This window comes from Streptomyces sp. NBC_00258 (assembly GCF_036182465.1).
Taxonomy (GTDB): Bacteria; Actinomycetota; Actinomycetes; order Streptomycetales; family Streptomycetaceae; genus Streptomyces.
Window position 1 is genome coordinate 6,001,485 of sequence record NZ_CP108081.1, and the last position, 25,309, is coordinate 6,026,793.

The 25,309-nt window shown below is 70.3% G+C and carries 25 protein-coding genes; 12 read left to right on the plus strand and 13 right to left on the minus strand.

The genetic code is table 11. From position 1 onward, the window contains the following. Positions 1-138 precede the first annotated feature (138 nt). On the minus strand, positions 139-1,386 hold the full coding sequence (locus OG718_RS26635; RefSeq protein WP_143639451.1) for an LmeA family phospholipid-binding protein: 1,248 nt from the start codon (positions 1,384-1,386) through the stop codon (positions 139-141). A 91-nt stretch (positions 1,387-1,477) separates the two neighbouring features. Further along, positions 1,478-3,289 carry a bifunctional metallophosphatase/5'-nucleotidase gene (locus OG718_RS26640; RefSeq protein WP_143639449.1) on the minus strand — a complete coding sequence of 604 codons (1,812 nt, stop codon included), beginning with the start codon at positions 3,287-3,289 and terminating at the stop codon, positions 1,478-1,480. A gap of 226 nt (positions 3,290-3,515) precedes the next feature. On the opposite strand from OG718_RS26640, the gene mshD reads away from it, so the two are divergent. Continuing rightward, positions 3,516-4,442, plus strand: coding sequence for a mycothiol synthase (mshD, locus tag OG718_RS26645; RefSeq protein WP_328845360.1), 927 nt, complete (start codon positions 3,516-3,518; stop codon positions 4,440-4,442). A gap of 91 nt (positions 4,443-4,533) precedes the next feature. Here the strand turns inward: mshD and OG718_RS26650 are convergent, their stop codons facing one another. The 6 genes from OG718_RS26650 to OG718_RS26675 all read right to left on the minus strand — a co-directional run bounded on the left by OG718_RS26650 (position 4,534) and on the right by OG718_RS26675 (position 9,314). After that, positions 4,534-5,205: an ABC transporter gene (locus tag OG718_RS26650; protein WP_143639445.1), complete on the minus strand. Its 672-nt coding sequence runs from the start codon at positions 5,203-5,205 to the stop codon at positions 4,534-4,536. Then, positions 5,202-6,746, minus strand: coding sequence for an ABC transporter permease (locus OG718_RS26655; protein ID WP_328845361.1), 1,545 nt, complete (start codon positions 6,744-6,746; stop codon positions 5,202-5,204). The genes OG718_RS26650 and OG718_RS26655 overlap by 4 nt, the downstream gene beginning before the upstream one ends. Further along, entirely contained in the window at positions 6,743-7,621 is an 879-nt protein-coding gene (locus tag OG718_RS26660) for an ABC transporter ATP-binding protein (RefSeq protein WP_327396171.1), read from the minus strand. Before OG718_RS26660 ends, OG718_RS26655 begins: the two co-directional genes overlap by 4 nt. An 84-nt stretch (positions 7,622-7,705) precedes the next feature. After that, a complete protein-coding gene (locus OG718_RS26665; RefSeq protein WP_266758707.1) occupies positions 7,706-7,870 on the minus strand; it encodes a hypothetical protein in 165 nt (54 codons plus the stop codon). Beyond that, positions 7,870-8,727 carry a zf-HC2 domain-containing protein gene (locus OG718_RS26670; RefSeq protein ID WP_328847835.1) on the minus strand — a complete coding sequence of 286 codons (858 nt, stop codon included), beginning with the start codon at positions 8,725-8,727 and terminating at the stop codon, positions 7,870-7,872. The genes OG718_RS26665 and OG718_RS26670 overlap by 1 nt, the downstream gene beginning before the upstream one ends. A 44-nt stretch (positions 8,728-8,771) precedes the next feature. Further along, positions 8,772-9,314: an RNA polymerase sigma factor gene (locus tag OG718_RS26675; RefSeq protein WP_306938803.1), complete on the minus strand. Its 543-nt coding sequence runs from the start codon at positions 9,312-9,314 to the stop codon at positions 8,772-8,774. Positions 9,315-9,451: 137 nt separating this feature from the next. On the opposite strand from OG718_RS26675, the gene OG718_RS26680 reads away from it, so the two are divergent. From OG718_RS26680 to OG718_RS26720, 9 genes are all read left to right on the plus strand, one after another. After that, positions 9,452-9,841 carry a GntR family transcriptional regulator gene (locus OG718_RS26680; RefSeq protein ID WP_143639437.1) on the plus strand — a complete coding sequence of 130 codons (390 nt, stop codon included), beginning with the start codon at positions 9,452-9,454 and terminating at the stop codon, positions 9,839-9,841. Beyond that, on the plus strand, positions 9,838-10,860 hold the full coding sequence (locus OG718_RS26685; protein ID WP_143639435.1) for an ABC transporter ATP-binding protein: 1,023 nt from the start codon (positions 9,838-9,840) through the stop codon (positions 10,858-10,860). The genes OG718_RS26680 and OG718_RS26685 overlap by 4 nt, the downstream gene beginning before the upstream one ends. Further along, on the plus strand, positions 10,857-11,873 hold the full coding sequence (locus tag OG718_RS26690; protein ID WP_328845362.1) for a hypothetical protein: 1,017 nt from the start codon (positions 10,857-10,859) through the stop codon (positions 11,871-11,873). The genes OG718_RS26685 and OG718_RS26690 overlap by 4 nt, the downstream gene beginning before the upstream one ends. Further along, on the plus strand, positions 11,870-12,754 hold the full coding sequence (locus OG718_RS26695; RefSeq protein WP_260695327.1) for a hypothetical protein: 885 nt from the start codon (positions 11,870-11,872) through the stop codon (positions 12,752-12,754). Before OG718_RS26690 ends, OG718_RS26695 begins: the two co-directional genes overlap by 4 nt. Positions 12,755-13,079: 325 nt before the next feature. Continuing rightward, positions 13,080-15,311, plus strand: coding sequence for an RNA degradosome polyphosphate kinase (locus OG718_RS26700; protein WP_260695326.1), 2,232 nt, complete (start codon positions 13,080-13,082; stop codon positions 15,309-15,311). Continuing rightward, positions 15,292-16,347, plus strand: a complete 1,056-nt coding sequence (locus OG718_RS26705; protein ID WP_328845363.1) for a CHAD domain-containing protein — start codon at positions 15,292-15,294, stop codon at positions 16,345-16,347. Before OG718_RS26700 ends, OG718_RS26705 begins: the two co-directional genes overlap by 20 nt. 23 nt (positions 16,348-16,370) lie before the next feature. After that, positions 16,371-16,805, plus strand: coding sequence for an NUDIX hydrolase (locus tag OG718_RS26710; RefSeq protein WP_143639429.1), 435 nt, complete (start codon positions 16,371-16,373; stop codon positions 16,803-16,805). Positions 16,806-17,149: 344 nt separating this feature from the next. Next, positions 17,150-17,989 (plus strand): hypothetical protein, encoded by an 840-nt coding sequence (locus tag OG718_RS26715; protein WP_328845364.1) that lies wholly within the window; start codon positions 17,150-17,152, stop codon positions 17,987-17,989. Between the two features lie 100 nt (positions 17,990-18,089). After that, a complete protein-coding gene (locus OG718_RS26720; protein ID WP_186001256.1) occupies positions 18,090-18,284 on the plus strand; it encodes a hypothetical protein in 195 nt (64 codons plus the stop codon). Positions 18,285-18,409: 125 nt separating this feature from the next. Here OG718_RS26720 and OG718_RS26725 read toward each other — a convergent pair whose 3' ends face one another. Then, positions 18,410-18,784 carry a metal-sensitive transcriptional regulator gene (locus OG718_RS26725; RefSeq protein ID WP_143639424.1) on the minus strand — a complete coding sequence of 125 codons (375 nt, stop codon included), beginning with the start codon at positions 18,782-18,784 and terminating at the stop codon, positions 18,410-18,412. Between the two features lie 203 nt (positions 18,785-18,987). Between OG718_RS26725 and OG718_RS26730 the strand changes: the two genes are divergently transcribed. Beyond that, on the plus strand, positions 18,988-19,608 hold the full coding sequence (locus OG718_RS26730; protein ID WP_055614694.1) for a DUF47 domain-containing protein: 621 nt from the start codon (positions 18,988-18,990) through the stop codon (positions 19,606-19,608). A 7-nt stretch (positions 19,609-19,615) separates the two neighbouring features. Beyond that, positions 19,616-20,614 carry an inorganic phosphate transporter gene (locus tag OG718_RS26735; protein WP_143639422.1) on the plus strand — a complete coding sequence of 333 codons (999 nt, stop codon included), beginning with the start codon at positions 19,616-19,618 and terminating at the stop codon, positions 20,612-20,614. Positions 20,615-20,921: 307 nt separating this feature from the next. Here the strand turns inward: OG718_RS26735 and pstB are convergent, their stop codons facing one another. The 4 genes from pstB to pstS form a co-directional block, all read right to left on the minus strand. Continuing rightward, on the minus strand, positions 20,922-21,698 hold the full coding sequence (pstB, locus tag OG718_RS26740; RefSeq protein ID WP_055612687.1) for a phosphate ABC transporter ATP-binding protein PstB: 777 nt from the start codon (positions 21,696-21,698) through the stop codon (positions 20,922-20,924). Positions 21,699-21,746: 48 nt separating this feature from the next. Further along, entirely contained in the window at positions 21,747-22,817 is a 1,071-nt protein-coding gene (gene pstA / locus OG718_RS26745) for a phosphate ABC transporter permease PstA (protein ID WP_143639420.1), read from the minus strand. Continuing rightward, positions 22,814-23,815 (minus strand): phosphate ABC transporter permease subunit PstC, encoded by a 1,002-nt coding sequence (gene pstC, locus OG718_RS26750; protein ID WP_143639418.1) that lies wholly within the window; start codon positions 23,813-23,815, stop codon positions 22,814-22,816. Before pstC ends, pstA begins: the two co-directional genes overlap by 4 nt. Positions 23,816-23,919: 104 nt before the next feature. Further along, positions 23,920-25,044, minus strand: a complete 1,125-nt coding sequence (gene pstS / locus OG718_RS26755) for a phosphate ABC transporter substrate-binding protein PstS (RefSeq protein WP_143639417.1) — start codon at positions 25,042-25,044, stop codon at positions 23,920-23,922. Between the last annotated feature and the right edge of the window lie 265 nt (positions 25,045-25,309).

Sequence of the window (25,309 nt, forward strand, 5' to 3'; positions counted from 1 at the left end):
TCGCCGAATCCGCTGAGACCTCAATTAATTGCAGCTGAGACCGATTTTCAGGAACTCACGGGAACCGGACGGCAATTCACACAGACTTTATTACGCCGCTCACCCGGAACTTATTCACCGCGCGGCCTGCTTGGCGGGCTACTTGCCGATCGCCAGTCCCTGCCCGGTGACCCGCACTCTGATCCCGTCCTTCTGCACGCGCACGTCCCGCAGGCTCAGTTCGCCCTTCGGGGGCTTCGGGAGGCGGAAGCCGATGGAGAGGCGGTCGACGAGGGCGGGGCGGGTCAGGCGGGAGAGCCCGTCGAGGAGGGCCAGGTCGAAGCCGAGGCGCTTGAGGAGCTCGGGGTTCGCCACGGCGAGGTCGATGAGGTTCATCTTCATCAGCTGGCCGGCGAAGCGCGGGGAGCCGGTGAACTCCTCGAACTTGGAGTCGTCGCTCAGTGCTTCCTTGACCGCGGAGTCCGGCACACCGATCCGCTTCGCGATCGACGGCACCGACAGCAGCTCCTTGGCCTTCTGCTTCTCCTTCGCGAGGCGCGTGGCGGACTTGCGGGTCAGGTGCAGGCCCTGGGACTCGCGGGTGCCGGGACGGAAGGTGGCCAGGTCGCCGATGTCCAGGCGCATGCCGCCGACCTCGGTCGAGATGCCGCGCTCGCCGTCGCGCTCGATCCGCGCGTCCGCCCGCATCCGCAGGTCGTGCCCGGCGACGGGCAGCACGCCGCGCGCCCGCACCTCGTCGCCGCCGTGACCGGTGAACGTCATCTGGGACGCGCCGAGTTCACGGTTCAGGTCGTCAAAGGAGAGCAGCACCTCACCGTTCAGCTCCGGGATCCGGACGCCGCGCAGGGAGGTGGGGCCGCCGTCGACCCGTACGCCCGTCGCGGTGGCGGAGACCTTCGCCAGGGAGACCCGGTCGGCCGCCACGTCCGGGACGGTGACCGACACGGAGTCGAGCCGCTGGTCGAAGAGCTGGGTGACGAAGGGGAAGCCGTCGATCTCGACCTCGGGGGACGCGCTCAGCTTCAGCTGGTCCCGTACCTTCTCGGCCGCCGTGCGCTCGGCGTACAGGAGAGCCCAGCGGTCGCCGAGGGCGAGGAAGGCGGCGAGGACGAGTACCGCGATGACGGCCTTGACGGCGAGGGACAGTCCGGTGAAGGGACTTCGCCGGCGCCGACGGGTGCGACGGCGGGGGCGGGCTCCGGAGTCCCGGGAGCCGCGGCGGTGGTTGGGCGGTGCCCACTCCGCTTCCTGCTCGGCCCCCTCGGTCACGGCCGGCTCCTCCACCTGGAGGAAGTCCTCAAGGGGTCCGTCGTCGAGGGCGGCGAGATCCTCGTACGGGTTCGGAGGGGAATGAGAATGCGCCGCGATGGGGTGGGGGGTACGCATCAACTGATTCGACCATGCGTACCAACCCCACCCGCAACTTGAATAGGCGGTTTGCGATCTACCTCACGGACAGACCGCCGTTACCGGGTGGCTACTTCACGACGGTGATCCGGTCGGCCGCGGGCGGCGCGATCGGATTCGTGGCCGAGGAGTTCGCCAGCAGGTACTTCTCCAGGGCGGCGAGGTCGTCGTCGCCCACCAGGTCGCCCGTGCCCTGACCCAGGGTGGTGAAACCGTCGCCGCCGCCCGCGAGGAAGCTGTTCGTCGCGACGCGGTAGGTGGCGGCCGGGTCGATCGCGGCACCGTTCAGCCTGACCGAGTCGGCGACGACACGGTCGGCGCCGGTCTTCGTCAGGTCGAGCGTGTAGGTGAGGCCCTTCGAGACCTGGAGCACCTTCGGGGAGGCCGCGTTCACGCCGGTGACCTGCTCCTTGAGCACCTGGACGAGCTGGGCGCCGGTGAAGTTCTGCAGGTTCACCGTGTTGGCGAACGGCTGGACCGTGAAGCCCTCGGCGTAGGTCACCACACCGTCGCCCTCCGCGCCGTTGGCCTTGAAGGTGAGGGGCGCCCGGATACCGCCCGGGTTCATCAGCGCCAGGTCGGTCTCGGGGTCCAGCTCCTTGCCGTACGCGAGCTGCGCGTCGGCGATCAGGTCGCCGATCGGGGACTCGGTGCCGACGTTGGAGATGTCACCGGAGATGTAGCCGATGGGCTTGTTGCCGATCGGCGCGGCGAGCGTGTTCCACTTCGCGATCAGCTCGGTCATGTCCGTGGCCTTGGGCACGGTACGCGTGACCACGTGGTTCGCGGAGGCGACGGCGGTCCGGGCGATGTCGCCGGTCCAGCGGTCGTACGTCAGCGTCGTGTCGGTGTAGAGACGCCCGAAGGACGCGGCCGAGGTGACCGTACGGGGCTTGCCCGACGGGTCGTTGATCGTGCAGGCGTACGCGGCGTGGGTGTGGCCGGTGACCAGCGCGTCGACCTTCGGCGTGATGTTCTTGGCGATGTCCACGATGGGGCCGGATATGCCGTCGCCGCCACCGGGTGAGTCGCAGTCGTAGTTGTACGCCGCCGAGGCGGGCAGCCCGCCCTCGTGGATCAGCGCGACGACCGACTTGACGCCCTGCTTCTCCAGCTCCTTGGCGTACTTGTTGATCGTCTCGACCTCGTCCTTGAACTTGAGGCCCTTCACACCCTCGGCGGAGACGACACCCGGGGTGTCCTCGAGGGTCACGCCGATGAAGCCGACCTTGACGCCGTTCTTCTTCCACACCCAGTAGGGCTTGAGGATCGGCTTCTTGGTCTTCTCGTCGAGGACGTTCGCCGCGAGGTACGGGAAGTCGGCGCCCTTGAACTTCTTGCCCTTCACATAGCAGCCGTCCGTGGGGTGGCAGCCACCCTTCTGCAGGCGGCCCAGCTCCTTGGCACCCTCGTCGAACTCGTGGTTGCCGACGCTCGTCACATCGAGGTCGAGCTTGTTCAGCGCCTCGATGGTGGGCTCGTCGTGGAAGAGCCCGGAGATCAGCGGGGAGGCACCGACCATGTCGCCGCCGGCCGCGGTGACCGAGTACTTGTTGCCTTCGCGGGCCTGGCGCAAATGCGTCGCCAGGTACTCGACACCGCCCGCGTCGATCGTCTTGCTCGTGCCGTCCGGCTGAAGCTCGGTGACCCGGCCCGAGGAGCCGGCCGGCGGCTCCAGGTTGCCGTGCAGGTCGTTGAAGGAGAGCAGCTGGACGTCCTGGTAGCGGCCCGGCTTCTGGTGGCCGGGCTTCTTCTTGCCCGTCTCGCCCGCGGACGCCGGCATCGCGGCGACGAGGGCGCCGACGGTGGCGACGCCCGCGGCCGCCGCGAGGAAGCGGGTGGTCCGGCGTCTGCGTCGGTAGGGATGAGGTGTGGCTGACATGCGCCCCCCTGTGGGTCGGCTGATATGTGGGCCCCGTCCCGGCGCAGCCTAGAGTCAACGCGCGTAGCGCGACAGGGGGTTCAGGGTTACGGACTGGTTGCCGCGCGGGGCGATTCACCGCGAACCGGACAGGTGGCGGCCCGACGGCGTGCTTGCGGCGCACTGGAGGCGCACTCACCTGTTGGGCCACTTCGCCATGAACCGGACACGTCGTACTCTCGTACTCATGACCAGCGAAGACACCGCACCGGCTGTCCCGGCCCGCTCCCTCGACATCCTGTCCGCACTGAGCCCCGAGCAGACCGAGGCCGTGCTCTCGCTGCTCGCGGAGGCCGCCCGGGCCGACGGACAGCAGGCGGTGTCCGAGCAGGGCCGGCTGCAGCTGCGCGGCGGCGCCCGGGAGGGGGTCCGGCATCTGCTGCTGACCTCCCAGGACCGGCTCGTCGGGTACGCGCAGCTGGAGGACACCGATCCCATCGAGGCCCCGGCCGCCGAACTGGTCGTCCACCCTGCGCACCGCGGGCACGGTCACGGGCGGGCGCTCGGCAACGCGCTGCTTGCCGAGTCCGGCAAGCGGGTGCGTGTCTGGGCCCACGGCGGCCACTCCGCGGCCCGCCATCTCGCCCAGGTCCTCGGCCTCACGCTCTTCCGTGAACTGCGGCAGATGCAGCGGCCGTTGACGGACCTGGACCTGCCCGGCCCGAAGCTACCGGACGGCGTGCACGTACGGACGTTCGTGCCCGGCCGGGACGACGCGGCGTGGCTCGCCGCGAACGCCGCCGCCTTCGCGCACCACCCTGAGCAGGGTTCGCTCACCCAGCGGGACCTCGACGACCGCAAGGGTGAGCCGTGGTTCGATCCGGCCGGGTTCTTTCTCGCCTTCCGGGACGAGGAACTGGTCGGCTTCCACTGGACGAAGGTCCATCCGGAGGAGGGGCTCGGCGAGGTGTACGTCGTGGGCGTACGGCCCGGTGCGCAGGGGGGTGGGCTCGGCAAGGCCCTCACCACGATCGGGCTTCGGTATCTGGAGGGGCGGGGGGTGCCGACGGCGATGTTGTACGTCGACGCGGACAACAAGGCGGCTGTGGCTGTCTACGAGCGGCTCGGGTTCGTCACGCACGAGACGGATCTGATGTATCGGACGGAGTCCTGAATCGGAGGGCTGCGGACCGATTCATAGTCACGGCCGGTGGGGGCTGGTCGCGCCCGGGCGGCGGAGCCGCACATGTCACAGCCCCGCGCCCCTAATGGGGCGCTGCCTGCTGGGCCCTGCCCCCGAGCGAACCCAGACGCCACGCTCGTAGCGGTTCCACGCACGCCCTCGTGCCCACCACCAGTGCCACCGCCAGCAGAATCGCCCAGCGTTCGTGGGTGTCGGCCCAGCGGGGGTCGTCCGGGGTGACCAGGAGAGCCCAGCCGTCGGGCAGGAGCAGGAATGCGGCGGCCGCGGTGGACAGGAGCCAGGCCGACACCGCCGCTCCCGGCTCGGTGACGGTCGAGCGCTGGATGATCAGGGCCGCGCCGGCGAGGGCGAACACGGCGGTGGCGATCGCCTCCAGGGTGAGGGCGCCGACCGGCGGCCGGGCCTCCTCGGGCACGAGGAACACCGCCGCCGTCCAGCAGAGCGCGGCCAACGGGGCGGCCAGTGCCACGCGCAGACCGACGCGCAGCGGGCGCCCGACCGGCACCGCCGAGGTGATGTGCCGGGCCGGGTCGTCCAGCAGGAACGCGAGGCCCAGGGCGAGGGCGAGCGCGGCGCCCCGCAGCGCGAGGAGGCCGAGCCACGGGTCGGGGGCGCCGGACAGCAGGCGCGGCACGGCGGCCAGCAGGAGGCCCGCCGCGCCGCCCGCCGCGAGCGCACGCCAGGGCAGCGAGCGCCACACGGGGGTGAGCAGGGCGCGTGTCATGACGGTCATTCGTCGCACGAGTCACCGTCCGCTTCCGCCCCGGCCGCCGACTCGTCCGCGGCCGGCACTCCCAGCAGTTCCGCCACCCGCGCCGTCGACGTCTTCGGCGAGGTGAGCTCCGTCCACTTGGCCTTCACCTTGCCGGCGACGCTGTAGCGGGGCTTCTTGAGCAGATCCACCACGATGCGGGTCTGTTCGGCGCTCATGCTCATGGATTCCGTGGGGGACAGCACGATGGCGGAGCCCGAGACGCTGTCGTCGAGGCGGACGTTGCGGAGCGAGGTCATCGGGTCGGACTCTCCGCCCAGCGCCAGCCACATGATCGTCACCATGCGGGCGTCGCACACCTCGCTGCCCGCCTTCTCGTTCCCCGCCACCAGCACGGACGCCACGGCGGCGGCGAACTCGGGGACGCGGTTGCCGCCCCAGTCCGTGCCGACGGTCACCTGGCCGGGCGTGGTCGACGGGGAGATCAGGGTGTCGGTCTCCAGCCCGTAGGTGGCGTCGATGCGCTGCCGTACGGTCAGCCGCTCGCCCCCGGCGCTGCCGCCCGCGAGGTTCTGGACCCGGTCGACGACCTCGGCCCAGTCGGCGGTGCGGCCCGTCCACTCGGGGAAGGCGCAGTACGTCGACCCGCCGCGCTTCAGACACGACTGGACCTTCTCCGGAGCGTTGGTGGCCCGCTCGCGGGCCGGTGTCGACCCGGCCGGGGTGCCGCTGGACTGGCCGACAGCGCCCACCAGCGTGAGGGCGAGCGATCCGGCGACGGCCACCTTGACGACCGTCGTACGCCCGCCGCTGAGCAGCACCGCGACCAGGGCCGCGAGCAGGACGAGCCCGACGAGGTACAGGACGTGCCAGCCGGCGGGGCGGCCCAGCAGGTCGGAGGGGAACGGGGAGGAGCCGCTCTCGGTGACGACCGGACCCAGCCAGCTCGTCCAGTTGGAGCCGGACGAGGGCGCCACGAAGAGCATCCCGAAGAGCAGGAGGACGAGGATGACCGGCGCGGCGAAGACCGAGCGGAACAGACGGGCGAGAAGGACACCGACCACGCCGAACAGCAGGACCGTCAGCGGGCCGACGGCGAGCTCGGCGGGCGAACCGTGGCCGACCGCGCCGGGCTTGAGCGCGGCCCAGGTGAACTGGACGAGCACGCACACCGCCGTGAACAGGACGGCCGGGACGATCGACAGCGCGTGGGCGACCGTGCGCCGCCACGGCTCGACCACCAGCACGTCGAAGTGGCGGTCCGTGTCGCGCCGGTGGGAGCGCAGGACCGCACGGTTGACGCCCAGCATGACGACCAGCCCGACGAGCACCGGCATGCCCTGCGTGTCCCGGTCGACGTCCTGGAGCACCGGGTAGTCGCCCTGGCGCTGCGTGACCTGCCGCACGACCCAGGCGACGTACAGAACGGCGACGCCGAGGGAAGCGGCGATCATGCGCAGCTCGCGCGCCTCGAAGCGGGCGAGGGCGAACACGGCAGCCCAGGGGCGTGCCGGGTGCGCCGGTTCGACGGCCCGGACGGGTGTCTCAAGAACGGTGCTCATGCGGCCGCCACCTCCGAGTCCTCACCGTCGAGGGTGAGCAAGTAGCCGTCCTCCAGGGTCGGTTCGACCAGGTCGGCGCCCGCGGGGGGCTCGCCGACATTGCGGAAGGAGCCGGTGCCGGTGCGCCATCCGGCCCACGCGCCCGGGTCGCGTTCGGTGCTGCTCCACACCCGGCCCGCCGCCCGTGCGGTCAGCTCGGCCGGGGTGCCCTCGAAGCGGACCCGGCCGCGGACCATGACGATCACGCGGTGGCAGAGCATCGCGACGTCCTCGGTTTGGTGAGTGGAGAGCAGCACGGTCCGACCCTCCCCCGCCCGGGCGATCAACTCCCGGAAGCGCATGCGCTGTTCGGGGTCGAGTCCGACGGTCGGCTCGTCGAGGACCAGGAAACCGGGGTCACCGACGAGGGCGGCGGCCAGCGCGACCCGCTGGCGCATCCCGCCGGAGAGCTTCTTGATGCGCTTGCCCCGTACGTCGGACAGCGCGACGTCGTCCAGGACCCGCCGCACCTCGCGGTGGCGCGCGGTGCGGTCCGTCAGCTCCTTGAGGATCGCCACGTAGTCGACGAACTCGAAGGCCGTGAAGTCCGGGTGGAAGCCGGGTGCCTGCGGCAGATAGCCCAGCGCGCGCCGCACCTCCTGCCGTCCGGCGGTCGTGCCCGGGTCGTTGCCGAGCACCGTGAACGCTCCCTTGTCCGGGGGCACGGCGGTGGCCAGGACCCTCAACAGGGTGGTCTTTCCGGCCCCGTTGGGACCGAGCAGCCCGGTGACGCCCTCGCCGAGCCGCACCGACACGTCGTCGAGCGCGGCCGTTCCGCCGTAGCGGAGGGTCAGCCCGGAGGCGGACACCGTCGGCGTCGTAGGAAGGTCAGACATGCGTGACTCCTGTGGAAGAGAGCGGAAGCAGGGGGAGGCGGCGGCCGGGATACGGCACCGGCGCCGGAAGGAGGGCGGTCACCCTCACCCGTCGCCCCCGTCGTAGGAAGAAGAGGAGGAGGAACTGCGGTTGCCGGAGCTCTTCGGGAGCAGGACGGCGATGAAATGGAGGACCCGGAGGACGACCGAAGCGGTCATCAGCAGCCCGGCCTTGAGCAGCTTGAGCCTCCTGCGCGTGGCGTCGGACATCACGCGGCACCTCCGTCCGTGTAGCCCGCGAACGGTGTGTGCGCGGAGGTCGAGTCGAATCGGTCACGGCCGAGGTAGAAGAGCCCGGCGGCGAGTGCGGCGACCGCGGCCGCGATGCCCTGCCCCGCCGCGGTGTACGGCGCGAGGGTCTCCTCGGTCGTCCGCTGCGCGACCAGCAGCAGGGCGACCCACGTTCCGCCGACCAGGCCGGGCGCGAGGACCGGACCCAGCCGGGGCGTCAGCGCGAGCCCGGTCGCGGTGAGCGCGAGCGCGGGCAGCAGCCAGGCCAGGGCCCGCAGTCCGTAGGAGGGAAGCGCGAGCGTCGCGAGGCCGTTCAGGACGAGCGCGACGGCCAGCACGGGCACCGTGCGGATCAGCAGCAGCCGGAACCCGTGCATCGGCGACACCACGGCCATCTCGTACGTCGGGTCGAGCACCGGCCCGTACGACAGCGCGACCCCGGCCAGCGGCAGCAGCGGGGCGAGGGCGAGGAACATCGCCGGGGACTCGGGCGTCCGGGCGGCGTTGGCGACGATCACCGTGATGACCAGTACGGCGACGACGGCGCCCAGCCAGGACCGGCGCAGCACCGGCGTCGCGGCGAGCAGCCTGGCGGTGTGGTCGGCCACGCCCATCCGGACGAGCATCGACTCCAGGAACCCCGGCCGTGGTGCGTCCAGTTCGGCGTCGAGCCGTTCCCATCCCGCGTCCAGGGCGACCGGGTCGCCCACCTCGGCGAGCTGTGCCCGGCAGCGCGCGCAGGCGAGGAGGTGTGTGTCGGCGGACCAGAGCATCGGCGCCGCCAACTCGCCCCGTGCGTACGCCCGGAGGTCGTCCTCCGTGACGTGCCAGGTCATGCCGTCCGCGTCGCTCGTGCCGTTCGTGTCGTTCGTGTCGCTGCTCATGCCAACTCCTCCCGCAGCTGCTTGCGGGCCCGAAGGGCCCGTGTCTTGACCGTCCCCGGCGGGATGCCGAGCAGGACGGACGCCTCTCTGGTGGTCAGCCCGTCGATGACCGTGGCCTGGAGGACCGCCCGCAGCTCCGGCGACAGCCGGACCAGGGCGCCCGCGAGGTCCCCGTGCTCCACCCCCGCGAGCACGCGCTCCTCCGCGGACGCCTCGTCCCGGTGCCGCAGCCGTGCGAGCGCCTGCCGCAGGCGGCCCCGGGCGCCGTCGCCCCGCAGCGCGTCGATCAGCCGCCGCGAGCCGATGCGCCACAGCCAGCCGGCCACGTCGCCCTCCTCGCGGTAGCGGGCACTGCCGCGCCAGACCGCGAGGAACGTCTCCTGTACGACGTCGTCGACGATCCCGGCGTCCGCGCACCGCCCGCGCAGCCGTGCTCCGAGCCACGGCGCGTACCGCCGGTACAGCTCTTCGAAGGCGCGCCGGTCACCGTCCGCCGCGATGGCCCGCAGCAGATCCCCGTCGCTTCTCGTTTCCCTCACACCCCCTCATCGCACGAGCCCCACCGATCGGTTCACGACTCCGCGAGAACTTTCCGGAACCCGGCATTCACCTTGACAGGCCCCCGACCATCCACCACCCTTTCACTACTCAATTAGTGAAAGGGTGGTGGTCGAGCGTGGTCGAGTTCCGCATCGACCGGCGCAGCGGTGTCGCCACGTACGTCCAGATCGTCCAGCAGACCAAGCAGGCCCTGCGTCTTGGCGTTCTCGAACCGGGCGACAAGCTCCCCACGGCCCGTGAGGTCGTGGAGGCCACCGCGATCAATCCGAACACCGTCCTGAAGGCCTACCGCGAGTTGGAGCGCGAGGGCCTGGTCGAGGCCAGACGCGGCCTCGGCACCTTCGTACGGCGCTCACTGGGCGCCGCACCCGCCGACCACACCGCCCTGCGCTCGAAGCTGACCGCCTGGCTGGACGAGGCACGCAAGGAAGGCCTGGAGCGCGAGGACATCAGCGCGCTCTTCGCCTCCGTACTGGACGAGAAATGCCCTGAGGGGGAGCGATGAACAGGGTCGGGGAAGAGGTCGCGCTGACAGCGGCCGGGCTGGGCAAGCGGTATCGGCGCCGACGCGGCCATGTGCTGCGGGACTGCTCCTTCCGGCTGCCGGCCGGCCGGATCTGCGCCCTGGTCGGGCCGAACGGCGCGGGCAAGTCGACGCTCCTGCAACTGGCGGCCGGTCTGATACGCCCCACCGAGGGCACCCTGACCGTCCTGGGCACCAGCCCCGCCGCGGCCCGCGAGCGCTTCGCGTACGTCGCCCAGGGCAAGCCGCTGCCGCCCCAGCTGACGGTCGCCGCCACGCTCCGCCTCGGCGCCGAGCTGAACCGCGCCCGCTGGGACGGGCCGGCCGCGGAACGCATCGCGTACGGACACCCCACGGCGCGGGGCGCCCGGGACGGCGCCCTCGAACCCACCGCCAGGATCCGCTCCCTCTCCGGCGGCCAGCGCACCCGCGTCGCCCTGGCCCTGGCCTTCGGCAAGCGGCCCGAGCTGATGCTGCTGGACGAACCGATGGCCGACCTCGACCCGCTGGCCCGGCGCGAACTCCTCGGGGCGCTGCTGGGCGAGGCCGCCGAGCACGGCACGACGATCGTGATGTCCTCGCACGTCGTCGCCGAACTGGAGGGCGTCTGCGACCACCTGCTCCTCATGGGCGGCGGCCGGATCCGGCTCGGCGGCGACCCGGAGGAGCTGCTCGCCGCGCACACCCTGGTCACCGGCCCGGCGCGCGACCTCACCGGCCACACCGTCGTCGAATCGCGCGACGCGGGCCGCCAGCTCACCGCCCTGATCCGCCCGGACGGCCCACTGTCCGACGACTGGCAGACCGCCGCGCCCACCCTGGAGGAGGTGCTCCTGGCCCATCTCCGCAACCCGGAGGCACCCGACCTGTTCACCGAGGACACCGAAGCGGGCGAGGAGAAGAGCGGGAGCGAGGCGGAAGCGGCCGAAGAGACCGAAGAGAGCGGCAAGCCCGGAGAGACCGGAGAAGACCGGGAGAACGAGGAGAACGCGCGCGCATGACGACTCTCCTCACCTCCACCGACACCTCCTCCAGCGCCTCCCCGGGCGTCGGCCGCGGCCTCGCCCTGTCCGTGCTGCGCCTGCACCGGTCGGCCCTGTGGCTCTGGCTGCTGCTGGTCGTGGTCCTGTCGGCGACGATGCTGTGGGCGTACGGTCCGGGTTTCGACGCCGCGGAGACCGAGGGCAGGGAGCGGTGCCGCGCGAATTCCGAGGCCTGCTACTTCCCCAGCGGCCCGGCGCTCGACAGGTACGACACAGCCGTCTCGTACAGCACTCTCGCCGTCGCCTGCCTCCCTTTCCTCGTCGCCGTCTGGGCGGGCGCGGCCCTCATCGCCCGCGAACTGGAGACCGGCACCGCGCACCTGGCCTGGACCCAGTCCGTCTCCCCCACCCGCTGGCTCGCCGCGAAACTCGCCGTGCCCGCGCTGCTCATCACCGCGGGCTCGGCCGTACTGGTCCCGCTGCACCGTCTGGTGTGGAACCAGGACACGTGGCTGCGCTCGGTGGACTGGTACGACGGGAGCATCTACCCGTCGAGCGGAACCCTTCCGCTCGCCTACGCCCTGTGCGGCCTGGCCCTCGGCGCGCTGGCGGGCCTGGTCGTCGGCCGCGCGCTGCCCGCTCTGGGCGTCGCCTTCGCAGCCCTGCTGGCCGTGTTCTACCTGGCCAACGAGTACCGCCTGAGCCTGTGGCCGACGGTCACGGTCACCGGCGCCAAGGCCCTGAACCTGCCGGACAAGGCCCTCCGGCTCGACCAGGGCGTGATCACGGACGAGGGCACGCGCATCGGCAACAACATGGCCTGCACCGTCTCCGACGGCGCGGCCGACCTCCAGCGCTGCCTGACCCGCGGCGGCCTCGACGACATCTGGGCCACCTACCACCCGAAGTCCCACTTCTGGCCGCTCCAGCTCGCCGAGACCGGGGTCGTGCTGGCCGTGGCCGCCCTCGCGGTGACCGCCGCGTTCGTCCTGCTCCGTCGCCGTACCGCCACCGAGGGAGTCGCCGTATGAGTGCCTTCGCCGTCAAGGGAACAGCCGAGGACACCGGGGTGCCGTCCGGCGGGCCCGTCAAGGGGCTGCCGTGGGCCGTGCTGCGGCTGCACCGCGCGGCGCTCGTCGTGTGGGGCGCCTTCATGCTGGCCGCCCTCGGCGCGCTGGTGTGGGAGGCCGGGATCAACGCGGACTCCGTACGGGACCGGATCGCCGCCTGCGGCCACGACTCCAGCCTGTGCCGTTTCAGGGCGGCGGTCGACTACGGCGGGACCACCGGCTGGGCCTCCACCCTCGTCTACTACAGCTTCTTCGCCGTCGCCGCGTTCGCCGCCGGCGCGCTGATCGGGCGCGAGCTGGAGAACGGCACCGCGCAGCTCGCCTGGACGCAGTCCGTCTCGCCGACGCGGTGGCTGGCCGTCACGCTCGCCGTTCCGGCGGTGCTGCTGGTGGCCGGCGGCACGGTGTTCGTGTTCGTGTTCCGGTGGGCCTGGGCGGCCAACCGGGACCTCATGGGCGACGACTGGACCTTCAACGACGTGTTCGCCGCGCGGGGGCCCGCCCTGGTGGCGTACGGGTTGTGCGGGCTGGGTGTGGGCGCGCTCGCCGGGGTCGTGCTGCGGCGGTCGCTGCCCGCGCTGGGGATCGCCTGCGGGGTGATGTACCTGATCAACCACAACCTGGAGAAGTACCGCGAGGATCTCTGGCCTCCTGTTACGCCTGCCCCCACGAAGGGGGTCGAGATGTCCCGGGACGTGTGGCAGATCGGGGACGGGACCGGTCGCTTCCATCCCCGGTCCCACTACTGGCCGATGCATCTCGTGGAGACCGGGATCGTGCTCGGGGTCGCCGTTCTTGCCACGGGGGCGGCATTCTGGGTGCTTCGGCGCCGTACGGGCTGAGGAGTGCATGTACCTGCGGGCCGTGTGTGGCTGGTCGCGCCCACGCGGCCGAGCCGCATATGTCACAGCCCCGCGCCCCTAGCGGGGCGCGGCCCCGACGCCGGGGAGCCGCCCCCCGCTATCCCGCACGTCATGTCGCCGTAACCGGTCATTCAGACGGGCTTGCGACGCTCAGGCAATGAACCCCGCCGCGCCCGAGCCCTCGCCTCCGCCGGAGCACGAGCCCTCGTCCGTGAGGGAGAACGGAAGCCCGCACATCCCCGTAGCGCTCCCGCCCGCTCTCTCCGACGCGCCCGTTTCCGCCCCGGCGCGGAAGAATGGGTTCATGAGTCAGCCCAACGCCAGCGCACAGGTCCAGCACCCGCAGCCGTCCGTCGGCTCCATAGCCGCGCACCGCCCGCACACGGTGGCCGCGAACGTCTCCGACCTGGAGCCCGACCTCGACGCCGACCTCGACGCGTACGAGGACACGGTGCAGGACGGCGTCCAGCTTCCGCAGGGCCGGTTCCTCGACCGGGAGCGCAGCTGGCTCGCGTTCAACGAACGGGTCCTCGAACTCGCCGAGGATCCGAACACACCCCTCCTCGAACGGGCGAACTTCCTGGCGATCTTCGCCAGCAACCTGGACGAGTTCTTCATGGTCCGCGTGGCCGGTCTGAAGCGCCGCATCCACACCGGCGTGGCCACCCGCTCCGCCTCGGGACTCCAGCCCCGTGAGGTGCTGGAGATGATCTGGGCCCGCTCCCGTGAGCTCATGGCCCGGCACGCCGCCTGCTACCAGGAGGACGTGGCCCCCCAGCTCGCCGAGGAGGGCATCCACCTCGTCCGCTGGAGCGAGCTCACCGAGAAGGAGCAGGCCCGCCTCTTCACGCTCTTCCGCCACCAGATCTTCCCGGTGCTGACCCCGCTGGCGGTCGACCCCGCGCACCCCTTCCCGTACATCTCGGGCCTGTCGCTGAACCTGGCCGTGGTCGTACGGAATCCGGTCTCCGGCCACCGCCACTTCGCGCGCGTCAAGGTCCCGCCGCTGCTCTCCCGCTTCCTGGAGGCCTCCCCGGACCGCTACGTCCCCATCGAGGACGTCATCGCGGCCCACCTGGAGGAACTGTTCCCGGGCATGGAGGTCCTGGAGCACCACACGTTCCGCGTCACCCGGAACGAGGACCTGGAGGTCGAGGAGGACGACACCGAGAGCCTTCTCCAGGCCCTGGAGAAGGAACTCATGCGGCGCCGCCTCGGACCGCCGGTGCGCCTGGAGGTCGAGGAGTCCATCGACCGGTACGTACTCGACCTGCTGGTACGGGAGTTGAAGATCACCGAGGCCGAGGTGTACCCGCTACCGGGTCCCCTGGACCTCACCGGCCTCTTCGGCATCGGCAAGCTCGACCGGCCCGAGCTGAAGTTCCCGAAGTTCATCGCGGGCACCCACCGCGACCTCGCGGAGGTCGAGTCGGCGTCGGCGCCGGACATCTTCGCGGCGCTCAGGGAGCGGGACGTACTCCTCCACCACCCGTACGACTCGTTCTCCACCTCCGTCCAGGCCTTCCTGGAGCAGGCGGCCGAGGACCCGGACGTCCTCGCCATCAAGCAGACCCTGTACCGGACCTCCGGCGACTCTCCGATAGTCGACGCGCTCATCGAGGCCGCCGAGTCCGGCAAGCAGGTGCTGGTCCTGGTCGAGCTCAAGGCCCGCTTCGACGAGCAGGCCAACATCAAGTGGGCGAAGAAGCTGGAGGAGGCGGGCTGCCATGTGGTCTACGGCCTCGTCGGCCTGAAGACCCACTGCAAGCTCTCGCTGGTGGTGCGCCAGGAGAGCGAGACCCTCCGCCGCTACTGCCACGTCGGCACGGGCAACTACCACCCCAAGACCGCCCGGCTGTACGAGGACCTGGGACTCCTGACCGCGGACCCACAGGTCGGCGCGGACCTCTCGGACCTCTTCAACCGGCTCTCCGGCTACTCCCGCCGCGAGACCTACCGCCGGCTGCTCGTCGCGCCCAAGTCCCTGCGCGACGGCCTGATCGCCCGTATCAACAAGGAGGTCCAGCACCACCGTGCCGGACGTCCCGCCTACGTCCGCATCAAGGTCAACTCCATGGTGGACGAGGCACTCATCGACTCCCTCTACCGCGCGTCCGAGGCGGGCGTGCCGGTGGACGTGTGGGTGCGCGGAATCTGCGCCGTACGACCGGGAGTCCCGGGCCTGTCCGAGAACATACGCGTACGGTCCGTCCTCGGCCGCTTCCTCGAACACTCCCGGGTCTTCGGCTTCGGCAACGGCGGCGAGCCCGAGGTGTGGATCGGCAGCGCCGACATGATGCACCGCAACCTCGACCGCCGTATCGAAGCCCTGGTCAGGATCACCGACCCCGCTCACCGGGCAGCCCTCAACCGGCTGTTCGAGACCGGTATGTCCGACACCACTTCCTCCTGGCACCTCGGTCCCGACGGCGAATGGACCCGGCACGCGACCGACGCCGACGGCCAGCCGCTGCGCAACGTCCAGGAGATGCTCATAGACGCCCGGAGGCGCCGGCGTGGCACAGCAACACCTTGACCCCACGGCCGGACCCGTGGCCGGGGACACCCTGACGGCCTATCTCCAGGCCCAGGCCACGGAGTTCCTCCGAGCGCTGCGCCAGCACCGCGAGACCGGCGGTGCGACGGCGACGGCGACGAACGGCTCGGAGGAGGCCGTGGACGCGGCGCGCGCCCTGCGCCGCTCGGCCCGCCGCATCAGCGGCACGCTGCACACGTTCCGGCCGCTCCTCGACGAGGTCTGGTCGGAGGGCATGCGCCCCGAACTGGCCTGGCTGTCGGGGACACTGGCCCGCGAGCACGCGTACGGGGCCCGCCTGGAACGCCTGTTGGCGGCCCTGCACCGCCTGTCGGGCTCGTCGGCGTTCCCGGGCCAGGCCTCGGATCCCGGCGCGCATCCCGGCGCTCGCGCCCAACTCCCGTCGGAAAAAGGCGCCTTGACCGTCGGAGCGGCCAAGGCGGGCGCCCTTCTGGAGCGCCAGCTGACATTGGCCCGCACAAGGGCCCACTCCGCCGCACTGCAAGCGCTCGGCTCCTCCCGCTTCCACGCCGTCGCCGACAACGTCGCCGTCCTCGCCAGCGAGGTCCCGCTGACCGCGTCCGCGTCCGTCACCGGACTCAAGCCCCTGGCCGCCGCCGCGGAGGAACGCCTCTGCGACGCCGTGGCCGGGCTGCCCCTGATCACCGCGGGCCACCCCTACAACGCGGAGGCCCTCGTCCACGGCCTCTCCGCCGACACGGCCCCGCAGCCCCAGGACTCCCCCTGGCACCAGGTCCGGCTCCTGCTGCGCCTGCACCGCTATGCGCGCGAGGTCCAGTTCGGCGACGAAGCCCCCGTGGACGTACGCCTGTTGACCACGGGCCAGGCCCTGGACCGGCACCGCGACGCGGCCGAGGCCGCCGCGGCGGCCGCCTCCGCGGCCCGCACCCCGCGGATCGCCCCGGCGACGGCGTACGCGCTCGGGGTGCTCCACGCCGACCAGCGACACGAGGTGGAAGCGGCCAGGTTCGCGTTTCAGCGGGCCTGGCTGAGGGAGACGGTCGGCACTCCGTGACCCGCGGAGGCCCCGTACACGCGATGGGAGGCCCAGTGCACGCGACGAACGGAGACCCCGTGCTCGCGGCGGGCTGCGTACTGTGGCGCCGCTCGCCCTTCGACGGCGAACTGGAGATCTGCCTGGTCCACAGGCCGAAGTACGACGACTGGTCGCATCCGAAGGGGAAGCTGAAACGCGCCGAGGACGCGCTCGCGGGCGCGGTGCGCGAGGTGGAGGAGGAGACCGGCTACCGGTGTGCCACCGGTCCCCGGCTTGCCACGCTCCACTACATGGCCAACGACCGCCCCAAGCAGGTGAGTTACTGGGCCGCCGAGGCGACGGAGGGGCGCTTCGCGCCCAACCGGGAGGTCGACCGCATCCTGTGGCTGCCGCCGACGGGAGCCCGGCACCGGCTCACGCATCCCCGTGACAAGGATCTCGTCGACGAGCTGCTGGCTGTGCTGCGGCACGCTTAGCGCTGCGCGGCCTGCACGTTGTTTGGCTGCGGGTTCGCGGGGGCTGGTTAGGCCGGAGCCGTTGAGTGGGCCTCCGCGTCCGTGCGGGCCAGGCTGCGGGCGCGACGGGCCGGGCCTCTCCAGCCGCAGGTGCAGCGTGCCAGGCAGAAACGGCCTTGGTCGACCGTCGTCGTGTGATGTTCCGGAGGGGTGCTCTGCTCCTGATGCGCCACGGGAACAACGGTACCCATCGCGAGTGAACGCCACCCCGGGCCGGGTCACCGCGTGACAACACCCCCCACCCGTCGTTAAGCGGAACGACAGGAGGCCCGCGCGAGGACGACCCGGCTGGGGGTTGGCAGGCGATGGTGGAGCGGCAACTGAGACTGCGGGGCAGCGCTGTCGCCCTGGCCGCCGCGACGGCGGGGCTGGTGGTCTGCGCAGCCGGATGCTCGGGCAGCGGGGCCGCCGCCGAGGACGCGAGGGGCGCCGAGGACCCGGTCGGGATCCTCCACGGGAGCGCGGAGAACCTGGTCGGGGCAGGCAGTTCCAAGGCGCGTACGTCGATGGAGATGGCCACCGGCGGCACCCGCGTGACCATCCGCGGCGAGGGCGTCTACGACTACGGGGCCCAGGTGGGCCGTCTGAAGGTGCTCCTCCCCCAGGACCCGGCCGGCGTGGACGAGCGCCGCCCGATCACCGAGCTCCTCGCGCCGGGCGCCCTCTACATGAAGAACCGCGGCGCCGGCGTCCCGGCCGACAAGTGGGTACGCGTCGACACGGCCACGCTCTCCGACGGGAACCTGGTCACGGGCGGCGCGACCGACCCGTTCGCCGCCGCGGAACTGCTGCGGGGCACGCGCGAGGCGACGTACGTGGGCAGGACGTCGGTCGCGGGCACCGCGGTACGGCACTACCGCGGTACCGCCGATCTCGGCGCCGCGGCGCGCGATGCCTCTCCCGGGAGCCGGGCGTCCCTGCGGGCGGCGGCGAAGGGCTTCGCCACGGCGACGGTCCCCTTCGACGTCTACCTCGACGACGAGGGGCGCATCCGCAAGGTCCGTCACCGCTTCAGTTTCGTCAACGGCCAGCAGAAGGGTACGGTCGCCGTCTCCTCGACGACCCTGCTGTACGACTTCGGAACCCCCGTCGACGTACGGCTGCCGGACGCGAAAGACATCTACGCCGGACGGATCGCCGAATAGGGAGGCCGGAATGTGCGGGGCCGGAAATGGTCCGTTGGTGCCATGCGCCGTCCGTGGGCCGCTCCCTACTCTAGGAAGTCGGTGACGGCAGGAAGAGGTGATGCACGTGGCTCCGGCGCGCGGTACGGCAGTTCAGGACCACGTGGCCCTCGCCGAGATCGAGCTGTGCGGCGACCTGATCATCGCCGCCTCGGCCGCCCGCGAGGACCGGCTCAGCCCCGACCGCATCGACGAGGTCCTGAAGCTGGCCGAAGAGCGCTTCCTGGAGACACACGGCGAGAAGGCCGACAGGTAGCACCGGCCCCTGCAAGGGGCGCGGAGAACTGCGCAGTCTTTTAGGGGCGCGGGGAACTGCGCGACCAGCCACGACGCACCGGCAGACAACACACAGGCCCCTACAACCGGCTCACCCCCGGAGGGTCACGTGCGCAGGAGTCGTCCGATGGCCTTCGTGGCCTCCTCCACCTTGGCGTCGATCTCGGTGCCGCCCTTGAGGGCAGCGTCCGCGACGCAGTGACGGAGGTGCTCCTCCAGGAGCTGGAGGGCGAACGACTGGAGGGCCTTGGTCGAGGCGGAGACCTGGGTGAGTATGTCGATGCAGTAGACGTCCTCGTCGACCATGCGCTGCAGGCCACGGATCTGGCCCTCGATGCGCCGCAGCCGCTTGAGGTGCTCGTCCTTCTGCTTGTGGTAGCCGTGGATCCCGCGGTCGTGGTCGGTCACGATCTCCTGGGCCCCGGCGGCCTCCTGCGCATCCCCGGAGGGCACTGTGGCGCCGGCCTCGGTGGTCGTCATCGCGTCCTCCTGCTGACTGATACCCCTACCGGGTATATGGTAACGAACTTTGCTGGGTATAGGGCCCTTGGCCAACGTCCTCGAAGGACCCCGTGCTGATCACTGTGCCCGATGGGCGACACTGGTGGGCGGCCGGTTAGCCGTGGCCGGATGATGCGCCTAGCATCAGCCTGACCGAAACCGAAGCAATCCGAGGACCCCAAGTGCGATTTCGTCTGACCCCCAGGGAGACGAGCTTCTACGACATGTTCGCCGCATCCGCGGACAACATCGTCACGGGCTCGAAGCTCCTGATGGAACTGCTCGGGGCGGACGCCTCCGGCCGGGCCGAGATCGCCGAGCGTATGCGGGCCGCGGAACACGCCGGTGACGACGCCACGCACGCGATCTTCCACCAGCTGAACTCCTCGTTCATCACGCCGTTCGACCGCGAGGACATCTACAACCTCGCCTCGTCCCTCGACGACATCATGGACTTCATGGAGGAGGCCGTCGACCTGGTCGTCCTCTACAACGTCGAGGATCTTCCGAAGGGTGTCGAGCAGCAGATCGAGGTGCTGGCACGGGCGGCCGAACTGACCGCCGAGGCCATGCCGAACCTGCGCACGATGGACAACCTCACCGAGTACTGGATCGAGGTCAACCGCCTGGAGAACCAGGCCGACCAGATCCACCGCAAGCTGCTGGCCATGCTCTTCAACGGCAAGTACGAGGCCATCGAGGTACTGAAACTCAAGCAGATCGTGGACGTGCTGGAGGAGGCCGCCGACGCCTTCGAGCACGTGGCCAACACGGTGGAGACCATCGCGGTCAAGGAGTCCTGACCTTTTCATGGACACCTTCGCCTTGATCGTGACCATTGGTGTCGCGCTCGGATTCACCTATACCAACGGCTTCCACGACTCGGCCAACGCCATCGCCACGTCCGTGTCCACGCGCGCGCTGACACCGCGGGCGGCACTGGCGATGGCCGCTGTGATGAACCTCGCCGGCGCGTTCCTCGGCAGCGGGGTCGCCAAGACCGTCAGTGAAGGCCTGATCGAGACACCGCACGGCAACAAGGGCATGTGGATCCTGTTCGCCGCGCTGGTGGGCGCGATCGTGTGGAACCTCGTCACCTGGTACTTCGGCCTCCCGTCCTCCTCCTCGCACGCGCTGTTCGGCGGCATGGTGGGGGCGGCGCTCGCGGGCGGGATCGGGGTCATCTGGTCCGGCGTCCTGGAGAAGGTCGTCATCCCGATGTTCATCTCGCCGATCGTCGGTCTGGTCTCCGGCTACCTGGTGATGTGCGCGATCCTGTGGATGTTCCGCAAGTCCAATCCGCACAAGGCCAAGCGCGGTTTCCGTATCGCGCAGACCGTGTCGGCGGCCGGTATGGCCCTCGGCCACGGCCTCCAGGACGCCCAGAAGACGATGGGCATCGTGGTGATGGCCCTGGTCATCGCGGATGTCGAGGACGCGGGCGACCCGATCCCGGTGTGGGTCAAGATCGCGTGTGCGGTGATGCTGTCCCTGGGCACCTACGCGGGTGGCTGGCGCATCATGCGGACGCTGGGCCGGAAGATCATCGAGCTGGATCCTCCGCAGGGGTTCGCCGCGGAGACGACCGGTGCGTCGATCATGTTCACCTCGGCGTTCCTGTTCCACGCCCCGATCTCGACCACGCACGTGATCACCTCCGCCATCATGGGCGTCGGCGCCACCAAGCGCGTGAACGCCGTCCGCTGGGGCGTCGCCAAGAACATCATCCTCGGCTGGTTCATCACGATGCCGGCGGCCGCGCTTGTCGCGGCGGCGAGCTTCTGGATCGTGAACCTGGCGTTCGTGTAGGGCCGTTTCTCGCCCCCGCCGCCCCTACCCGTCCCGTCTCGGGGGCCAGCCCCCGAACCCCCGCTCCTCAAACGCCGGAGGGGCTGAATTTCAGCCCGTCCGGCGTTTGAGGACGAGCGCGTCAGCGCGATAGCGGGGGTCTGGGGGCGCAGCCCCCAGGGACGGGACGGGTAGGGGCGGCGGGGGCGAGAGAAAAAGCCGACGGGCCCGCCCCCCCCAAAAGCCGGGGGCGGGCCCTATCGGACCCCGCGGTGGCACCGCCATGCAGCACCGCGGGGGGTCGGGAAAGTGAGCGGAGCGCGACCGCTCAGCCGAACCGCCCGGAGATGTAGTCCTCCGTGGCCTGAACGGACGGGTTGGAGAAGATCCGCTCCGTGTCGTCGATCTCGATGAGACGCCCGGGCTGACCGACCGCCGAGAGGTTGAAGAACGCCGTCCGGTCGGACACCCGCGCGGCCTGCTGCATGTTGTGCGTCACGATGACAATCGTGAAGCGCTCCTTCAGCTCACCGATCAGGTCCTCGATGGCCAGCGTCGAGATGGGGTCGAGCGCCGAGCAGGGCTCGTCCATCAGCAGAACCTGCGGCTCGACAGCGATCGCCCGCGCGATGCACAGACGCTGCTGCTGACCACCGGAGAGGCCGGACCCCGGCTTGTTCAGCCGGTCCTTGACCTCGTTCCAGAGGTTCGCGCCCTTGAGCGACTTCTCGACGACATCGCTCAGCTCGGACTTCTTGTAGGAGCCGTTGAGCTTCAGCCCGGCCGCCACGTTGTCGAAGATCGACATGGTCGGGAACGGGTTCGGCCGCTGGAAGACCATGCCGATGGTGCGGCGCACGGCCACGGGGTCGACCCCGTGCCCGTACAGGTCCTCGTCGTCCAGGAGCACCTTGCCCTCGACCCGCCCACCGGGCGTGACCTCGTGCATACGGTTCAGCGTGCGCAGGAACGTGGACTTGCCGCAGCCGGACGGACCGATGAAGGCCGTCACCGAACGCGGCTCGACGGTCATCGAGATGTCTTCGATTGCCTTGTGGGCACTGTAGTAAGCGGTCAGTCCGCTTACGTCGATTCGCTTGGCCATGGGATCTACTTCTTTCGCGGGGGTAAGTCTGGTCGCTGTATGGCCGCGTCAGCGACCGGTCTTCGGGGCCTTCCAGCGGGCGATGCCGCGGGCCCCGAGGTTGAGGATCATGACGATGATGATCAGCACGAGCGCCGCGGCCCAGGCACGGTCGTAGGCCGCCGCGTTGCCGGCGCTCTGAGCGTACTGCTGGTAGATGTAGAGCGGCAGCGACGCCTGAGCACCCTCGAACGGGTTGTTGTTGATGAAGGCGCTGCCCCACACCAGAAGCAGTACGGGCGCGGTCTCACCGGCGATGCGCGCGACCGCGAGCATCACACCGGTGGTGATACCACCGATGGACGTCGGCAGAACCACCTTGATGATGGTGCGCCACTTCGGGATACCCAGGGCCAGCGAGGCCTCGCGCAGCTCGTTCGGTACGAGCTTGAGCATCTCCTCCGTGGAGCGGACCACCACCGGCATCATCAGGATGGCGAGGGCCAGCGAACCGGCGAACCCGAAGGGCTCCAGTTCCAGCTCGATCATGATGGCGAGGATGAACAGACCCGCGACGATCGACGGGATGCCCGTCATGACGTCGACGAAGAAGGTGACCGTCTGGGCGAGCTTTCCGCGCCCGTACTCGACGAGGTAGACCGCCGTGAGCACACCGACCGGCACGGCCATCACCGTGGCGAGGCCGACCTGCTCCAGGGTTCCGATGATGGCGTGGTTGATACCACCGCCGACCTCCGAGTCGGCGACCACACCCATCGAGTGGCTCAGGAAGTAGAAGTCGAGCACCTTCACACCGCGGCTGATGGTCTCCCAGACGACGGAGGCCAGCGGGATGACGGCGAGGAGGAACGCGACCCAGACGAGGCTGGTGGCGAACCGGTCCTTGGCCTGCCGGCTGCCCTCGACCTTGACGCCGAGACCGTAGCTGACCAGGACGAACAGCAGCGCGGCGATGAGCGCCCACTGGATGCTGCTCTCCAGCCCGGCGGCCGCGCTGATGCCGAGGCCCAGACCCACGGAGCCCACGGCGACCGCCCACGGGGTCCACTTGGGAAGCCGCGCGCCCTGCAGGTTGCTGCTGGGACGCTCGGGGCGCTTGTCCATGACGACGTTGCTCATGCGTTGGCCCCCGAGTACTCCTTGCGGCGGGCGATGATCGCACGGGCCGCGCCGTTGACCAGCAGGGTGATGACGAAGAGGACCAGACCGGAGGCGATCAGGGCGTTGCGGCCCGTCTCGGTGGCCTCACCGAACTTGCTGGCGATGTTCTGGGCGAAGGTGCCGCCGCCCGGGTCGAGCAGGCTGGTCTCGATGAGGAAGCTCGGCGAGAGCACCGTGGCGACGGCCATCGTCTCGCCGAGGGCGCGGCCGAGGCCCAGCATCGAGGCGGAGATGACGCCGGAGCGGCCGAAGGGCAGCACCGACATCCGGATGACCTCCCAGCGCGTGGCGCCGAGGGCGAGCGCGGCTTCCTGGTGCATCTGCGGCGCTTGGCGGAAGACCTCACGGCTCACGTTGGTCACGATCGGCAGGATCATGATCGCGAGCAGGATGCCGACGGTGAACAGGGAGCGCGCGGGGCCGCCCTGCCAGTCGAAGATGCCGGTCCAGCCGAAGTACGAGTCGAGCCAGCCGAACAGGCCGTCCATGTGCGGTACGAGGACGAGGGCGCCCCAGAGGCCGTACACGATGGACGGGACGGCGGCCAGCAGGTCGATCACGTAGCTGATCGGGCCGCCGAGCCTGCGCGGGGCGTAGTGCGTGATGAACAGCGCGATGCCCACGGAGATCGGGACCGCGATCACCATGGCGATGATCGAGGAGATGACCGTGCCGTAGGCGAGGACCGCGATACCGAACTTCGGCGGGTCGGCGTTGGCCTCCCACTCGAAGGCGGTGAGGAAGTTGGCTTCGTCCTCGGAGATGGCGAGAGCGGCACGGTAGGTGAGGAAGACCGCGATCGCGGCCATGATCACCAGGAGCAGGATGCCCGAGCCTCGCGAGAGACCGAGGAAGATCCGGTCTCCAGGGCGGGTGGCACCGCGTGCGTTGCGCTTCTCTTCGGCGGTCTGTGTGGTGGGGGGAGGGACTGGTGCGTCTTGAGTAGATATGTCCATGGAGTTCTCCGGTCTGCGGAACCTCGGGGTGCGGGCTCCAGGCGGCGGTGCACCGGACGGTGCGGCCCGCTCCGGTTGCTACCGGTGCGGGCCGCACACTTGGGTCAGCTCAGGCCGGCGACGGTCGTGCGGACCTTCGTGATGATCTCTTCGGGCATCGGGGCGTAGCTGGCGTCCTTGAGGATGGCCTGCCCCTCCTCGCTGGCGAGGTAGGTGAGGAAGGACTTGGTGGCGGCGAGGGTCTCCGCCTTGTTGCCCTTCTCGCACGCGATCTCGTACGTCACGAGGGTGATCGGGTACGCGCCCTCGGCGGTGGGCTCGTAGTTCAGCTCGAGGGCGAGGTCCTTGCCCTCGCCGACGACCTTGGCCTCGGCGATCGCCTTGGTGGCGTTGTCGACGGTGGCCTCGACGGGCGTGGCCGCATCGGTCTTGACGTGGACCGTCTGGGCGTCCTTGGCGTACGAGAGCTCCATGTAGGAGATCGCGCCGGCGGTCTGGGTCACCTGCTGGGCGAGACCGGAGGAACCCGTGGCGGACTGGCCGCCCTTGGCCTGCCAGGCCTTGCCACCCTCGTACTTCCAGTCCGCGGCGGCCGCGGCCTTCAGGTACTTGGTGAAGTTGTCCGTGGTGCCGGAGTCGTCCGAGCGGTGGAACGTCAGGATCTTGGTGCTGGGCAGGTCCGCGTCGGGGTTCAGCTTCTTGATCGCGGCGTCGTTCCAGGTCTTGATCTTGTCGTCGAAGATCTTGGCCAGGGTCGGGGCGTCCAGGACGAGGCCGTCCACACCCGGGAGGTTGTACGACACGGCGATCGGGCCGCCGACCATCGGCAGGTCGATGGCCTGGCTGTCCTTGCAGACCTCGGCGGACTTGGTGATCTCCTCGGCGTCCAGCGGGGAGTCCGAACCGGCGAAGGCGGTCTGGCCCTGGAGGAAGTTGGTGATACCGGCGCCGGAGCCGTTCGGGTTGTAGTTGATCCGAACGTCCTTGCAGGAGGCCGTGTACTGCTTCACCCAGGCGTCGACCGCGTTCTTCTGCGCGGAGGAGCCGGCCGCGAGCAGCTCGCCCTTGGCGTCCTCACACTTGATGGCGCTGTTGGCCGCGGGCGCGCTCTCGTCGCCGCTGCCGCCGCCGGTGTCGTCGGAGCCGCACGCCGTCAGCGCCAGGGCGCCGGAGACGGCGACAGCACCGAGCGAAAGGGCGCGAAGCCGGTTCTTGCGCTGAAGCTTCACTTTCGGGAGTTCCTTCCAGGAGCCGCCGTCTACTGGCGGCGTGCGAGGTCGTGGTGCAGCCTCTCGTCCGCACGAGACTGCCGTCGTACTGCGTCGTACTGCTGCTATCAACTGATATCGACCGATACGTGAGCGGGCTTCCACTCGCACCACGCACCGGGTAAGGCCGAAATTAGGCAGATCAGGTGAAGCGGCCAATGGCCGTGAGTGAACGGAGGGTGAACCCCTGCCGTCAGTGCGGTGAGGTCACGGAACGCTCACGGGG

What these genes read in the sequence shown, in the direction of transcription:
- OG718_RS26670 (WP_328847835.1), bottom strand. Translation starts at nt 8,727, where the DNA reads ATGACCTGGCACGTCACGGAGGACGACCTCCGGGCGTACGCACGGGGC.
- OG718_RS26715 (WP_328845364.1), top strand. Translation starts at nt 17,150, where the DNA reads ATGGTGGAGCGGCAACTGAGACTGCGGGGCAGCGCTGTCGCCCTGGCC.
- OG718_RS26640 (WP_143639449.1), bottom strand. Translation starts at nt 3,289, where the DNA reads ATGTCAGCCACACCTCATCCCTACCGACGCAGACGCCGGACCACCCGC.
- OG718_RS26725 (WP_143639424.1), bottom strand. Translation starts at nt 18,784, where the DNA reads ATGACGACCACCGAGGCCGGCGCCACAGTGCCCTCCGGGGATGCGCAG.
- OG718_RS26660 (WP_327396171.1), bottom strand. Translation starts at nt 7,621, where the DNA reads ATGTCTGACCTTCCTACGACGCCGACGGTGTCCGCCTCCGGGCTGACC.
- OG718_RS26655 (WP_328845361.1), bottom strand. Translation starts at nt 6,746, where the DNA reads ATGAGCACCGTTCTTGAGACACCCGTCCGGGCCGTCGAACCGGCGCAC.
- OG718_RS26685 (WP_143639435.1), top strand. Translation starts at nt 9,838, where the DNA reads ATGAACAGGGTCGGGGAAGAGGTCGCGCTGACAGCGGCCGGGCTGGGC.
- pstC (WP_143639418.1), bottom strand. Translation starts at nt 23,815, where the DNA reads ATGGACATATCTACTCAAGACGCACCAGTCCCTCCCCCCACCACACAG.
- OG718_RS26690 (WP_328845362.1), top strand. Translation starts at nt 10,857, where the DNA reads ATGACGACTCTCCTCACCTCCACCGACACCTCCTCCAGCGCCTCCCCG.
- pstB (WP_055612687.1), bottom strand. Translation starts at nt 21,698, where the DNA reads ATGGCCAAGCGAATCGACGTAAGCGGACTGACCGCTTACTACAGTGCC.
- OG718_RS26665 (WP_266758707.1), bottom strand. Translation starts at nt 7,870, where the DNA reads ATGTCCGACGCCACGCGCAGGAGGCTCAAGCTGCTCAAGGCCGGGCTG.
- OG718_RS26635 (WP_143639451.1), bottom strand. Translation starts at nt 1,386, where the DNA reads ATGCGTACCCCCCACCCCATCGCGGCGCATTCTCATTCCCCTCCGAAC.
- OG718_RS26695 (WP_260695327.1), top strand. Translation starts at nt 11,870, where the DNA reads ATGAGTGCCTTCGCCGTCAAGGGAACAGCCGAGGACACCGGGGTGCCG.
- OG718_RS26700 (WP_260695326.1), top strand. Translation starts at nt 13,080, where the DNA reads ATGAGTCAGCCCAACGCCAGCGCACAGGTCCAGCACCCGCAGCCGTCC.
- OG718_RS26720 (WP_186001256.1), top strand. Translation starts at nt 18,090, where the DNA reads ATGCACGTGGCTCCGGCGCGCGGTACGGCAGTTCAGGACCACGTGGCC.
- OG718_RS26735 (WP_143639422.1), top strand. Translation starts at nt 19,616, where the DNA reads ATGGACACCTTCGCCTTGATCGTGACCATTGGTGTCGCGCTCGGATTC.
- OG718_RS26710 (WP_143639429.1), top strand. Translation starts at nt 16,371, where the DNA reads ATGGGAGGCCCAGTGCACGCGACGAACGGAGACCCCGTGCTCGCGGCG.
- OG718_RS26650 (WP_143639445.1), bottom strand. Translation starts at nt 5,205, where the DNA reads ATGACCGTCATGACACGCGCCCTGCTCACCCCCGTGTGGCGCTCGCTG.
- mshD (WP_328845360.1), top strand. Translation starts at nt 3,516, where the DNA reads ATGACCAGCGAAGACACCGCACCGGCTGTCCCGGCCCGCTCCCTCGAC.
- pstA (WP_143639420.1), bottom strand. Translation starts at nt 22,817, where the DNA reads ATGAGCAACGTCGTCATGGACAAGCGCCCCGAGCGTCCCAGCAGCAAC.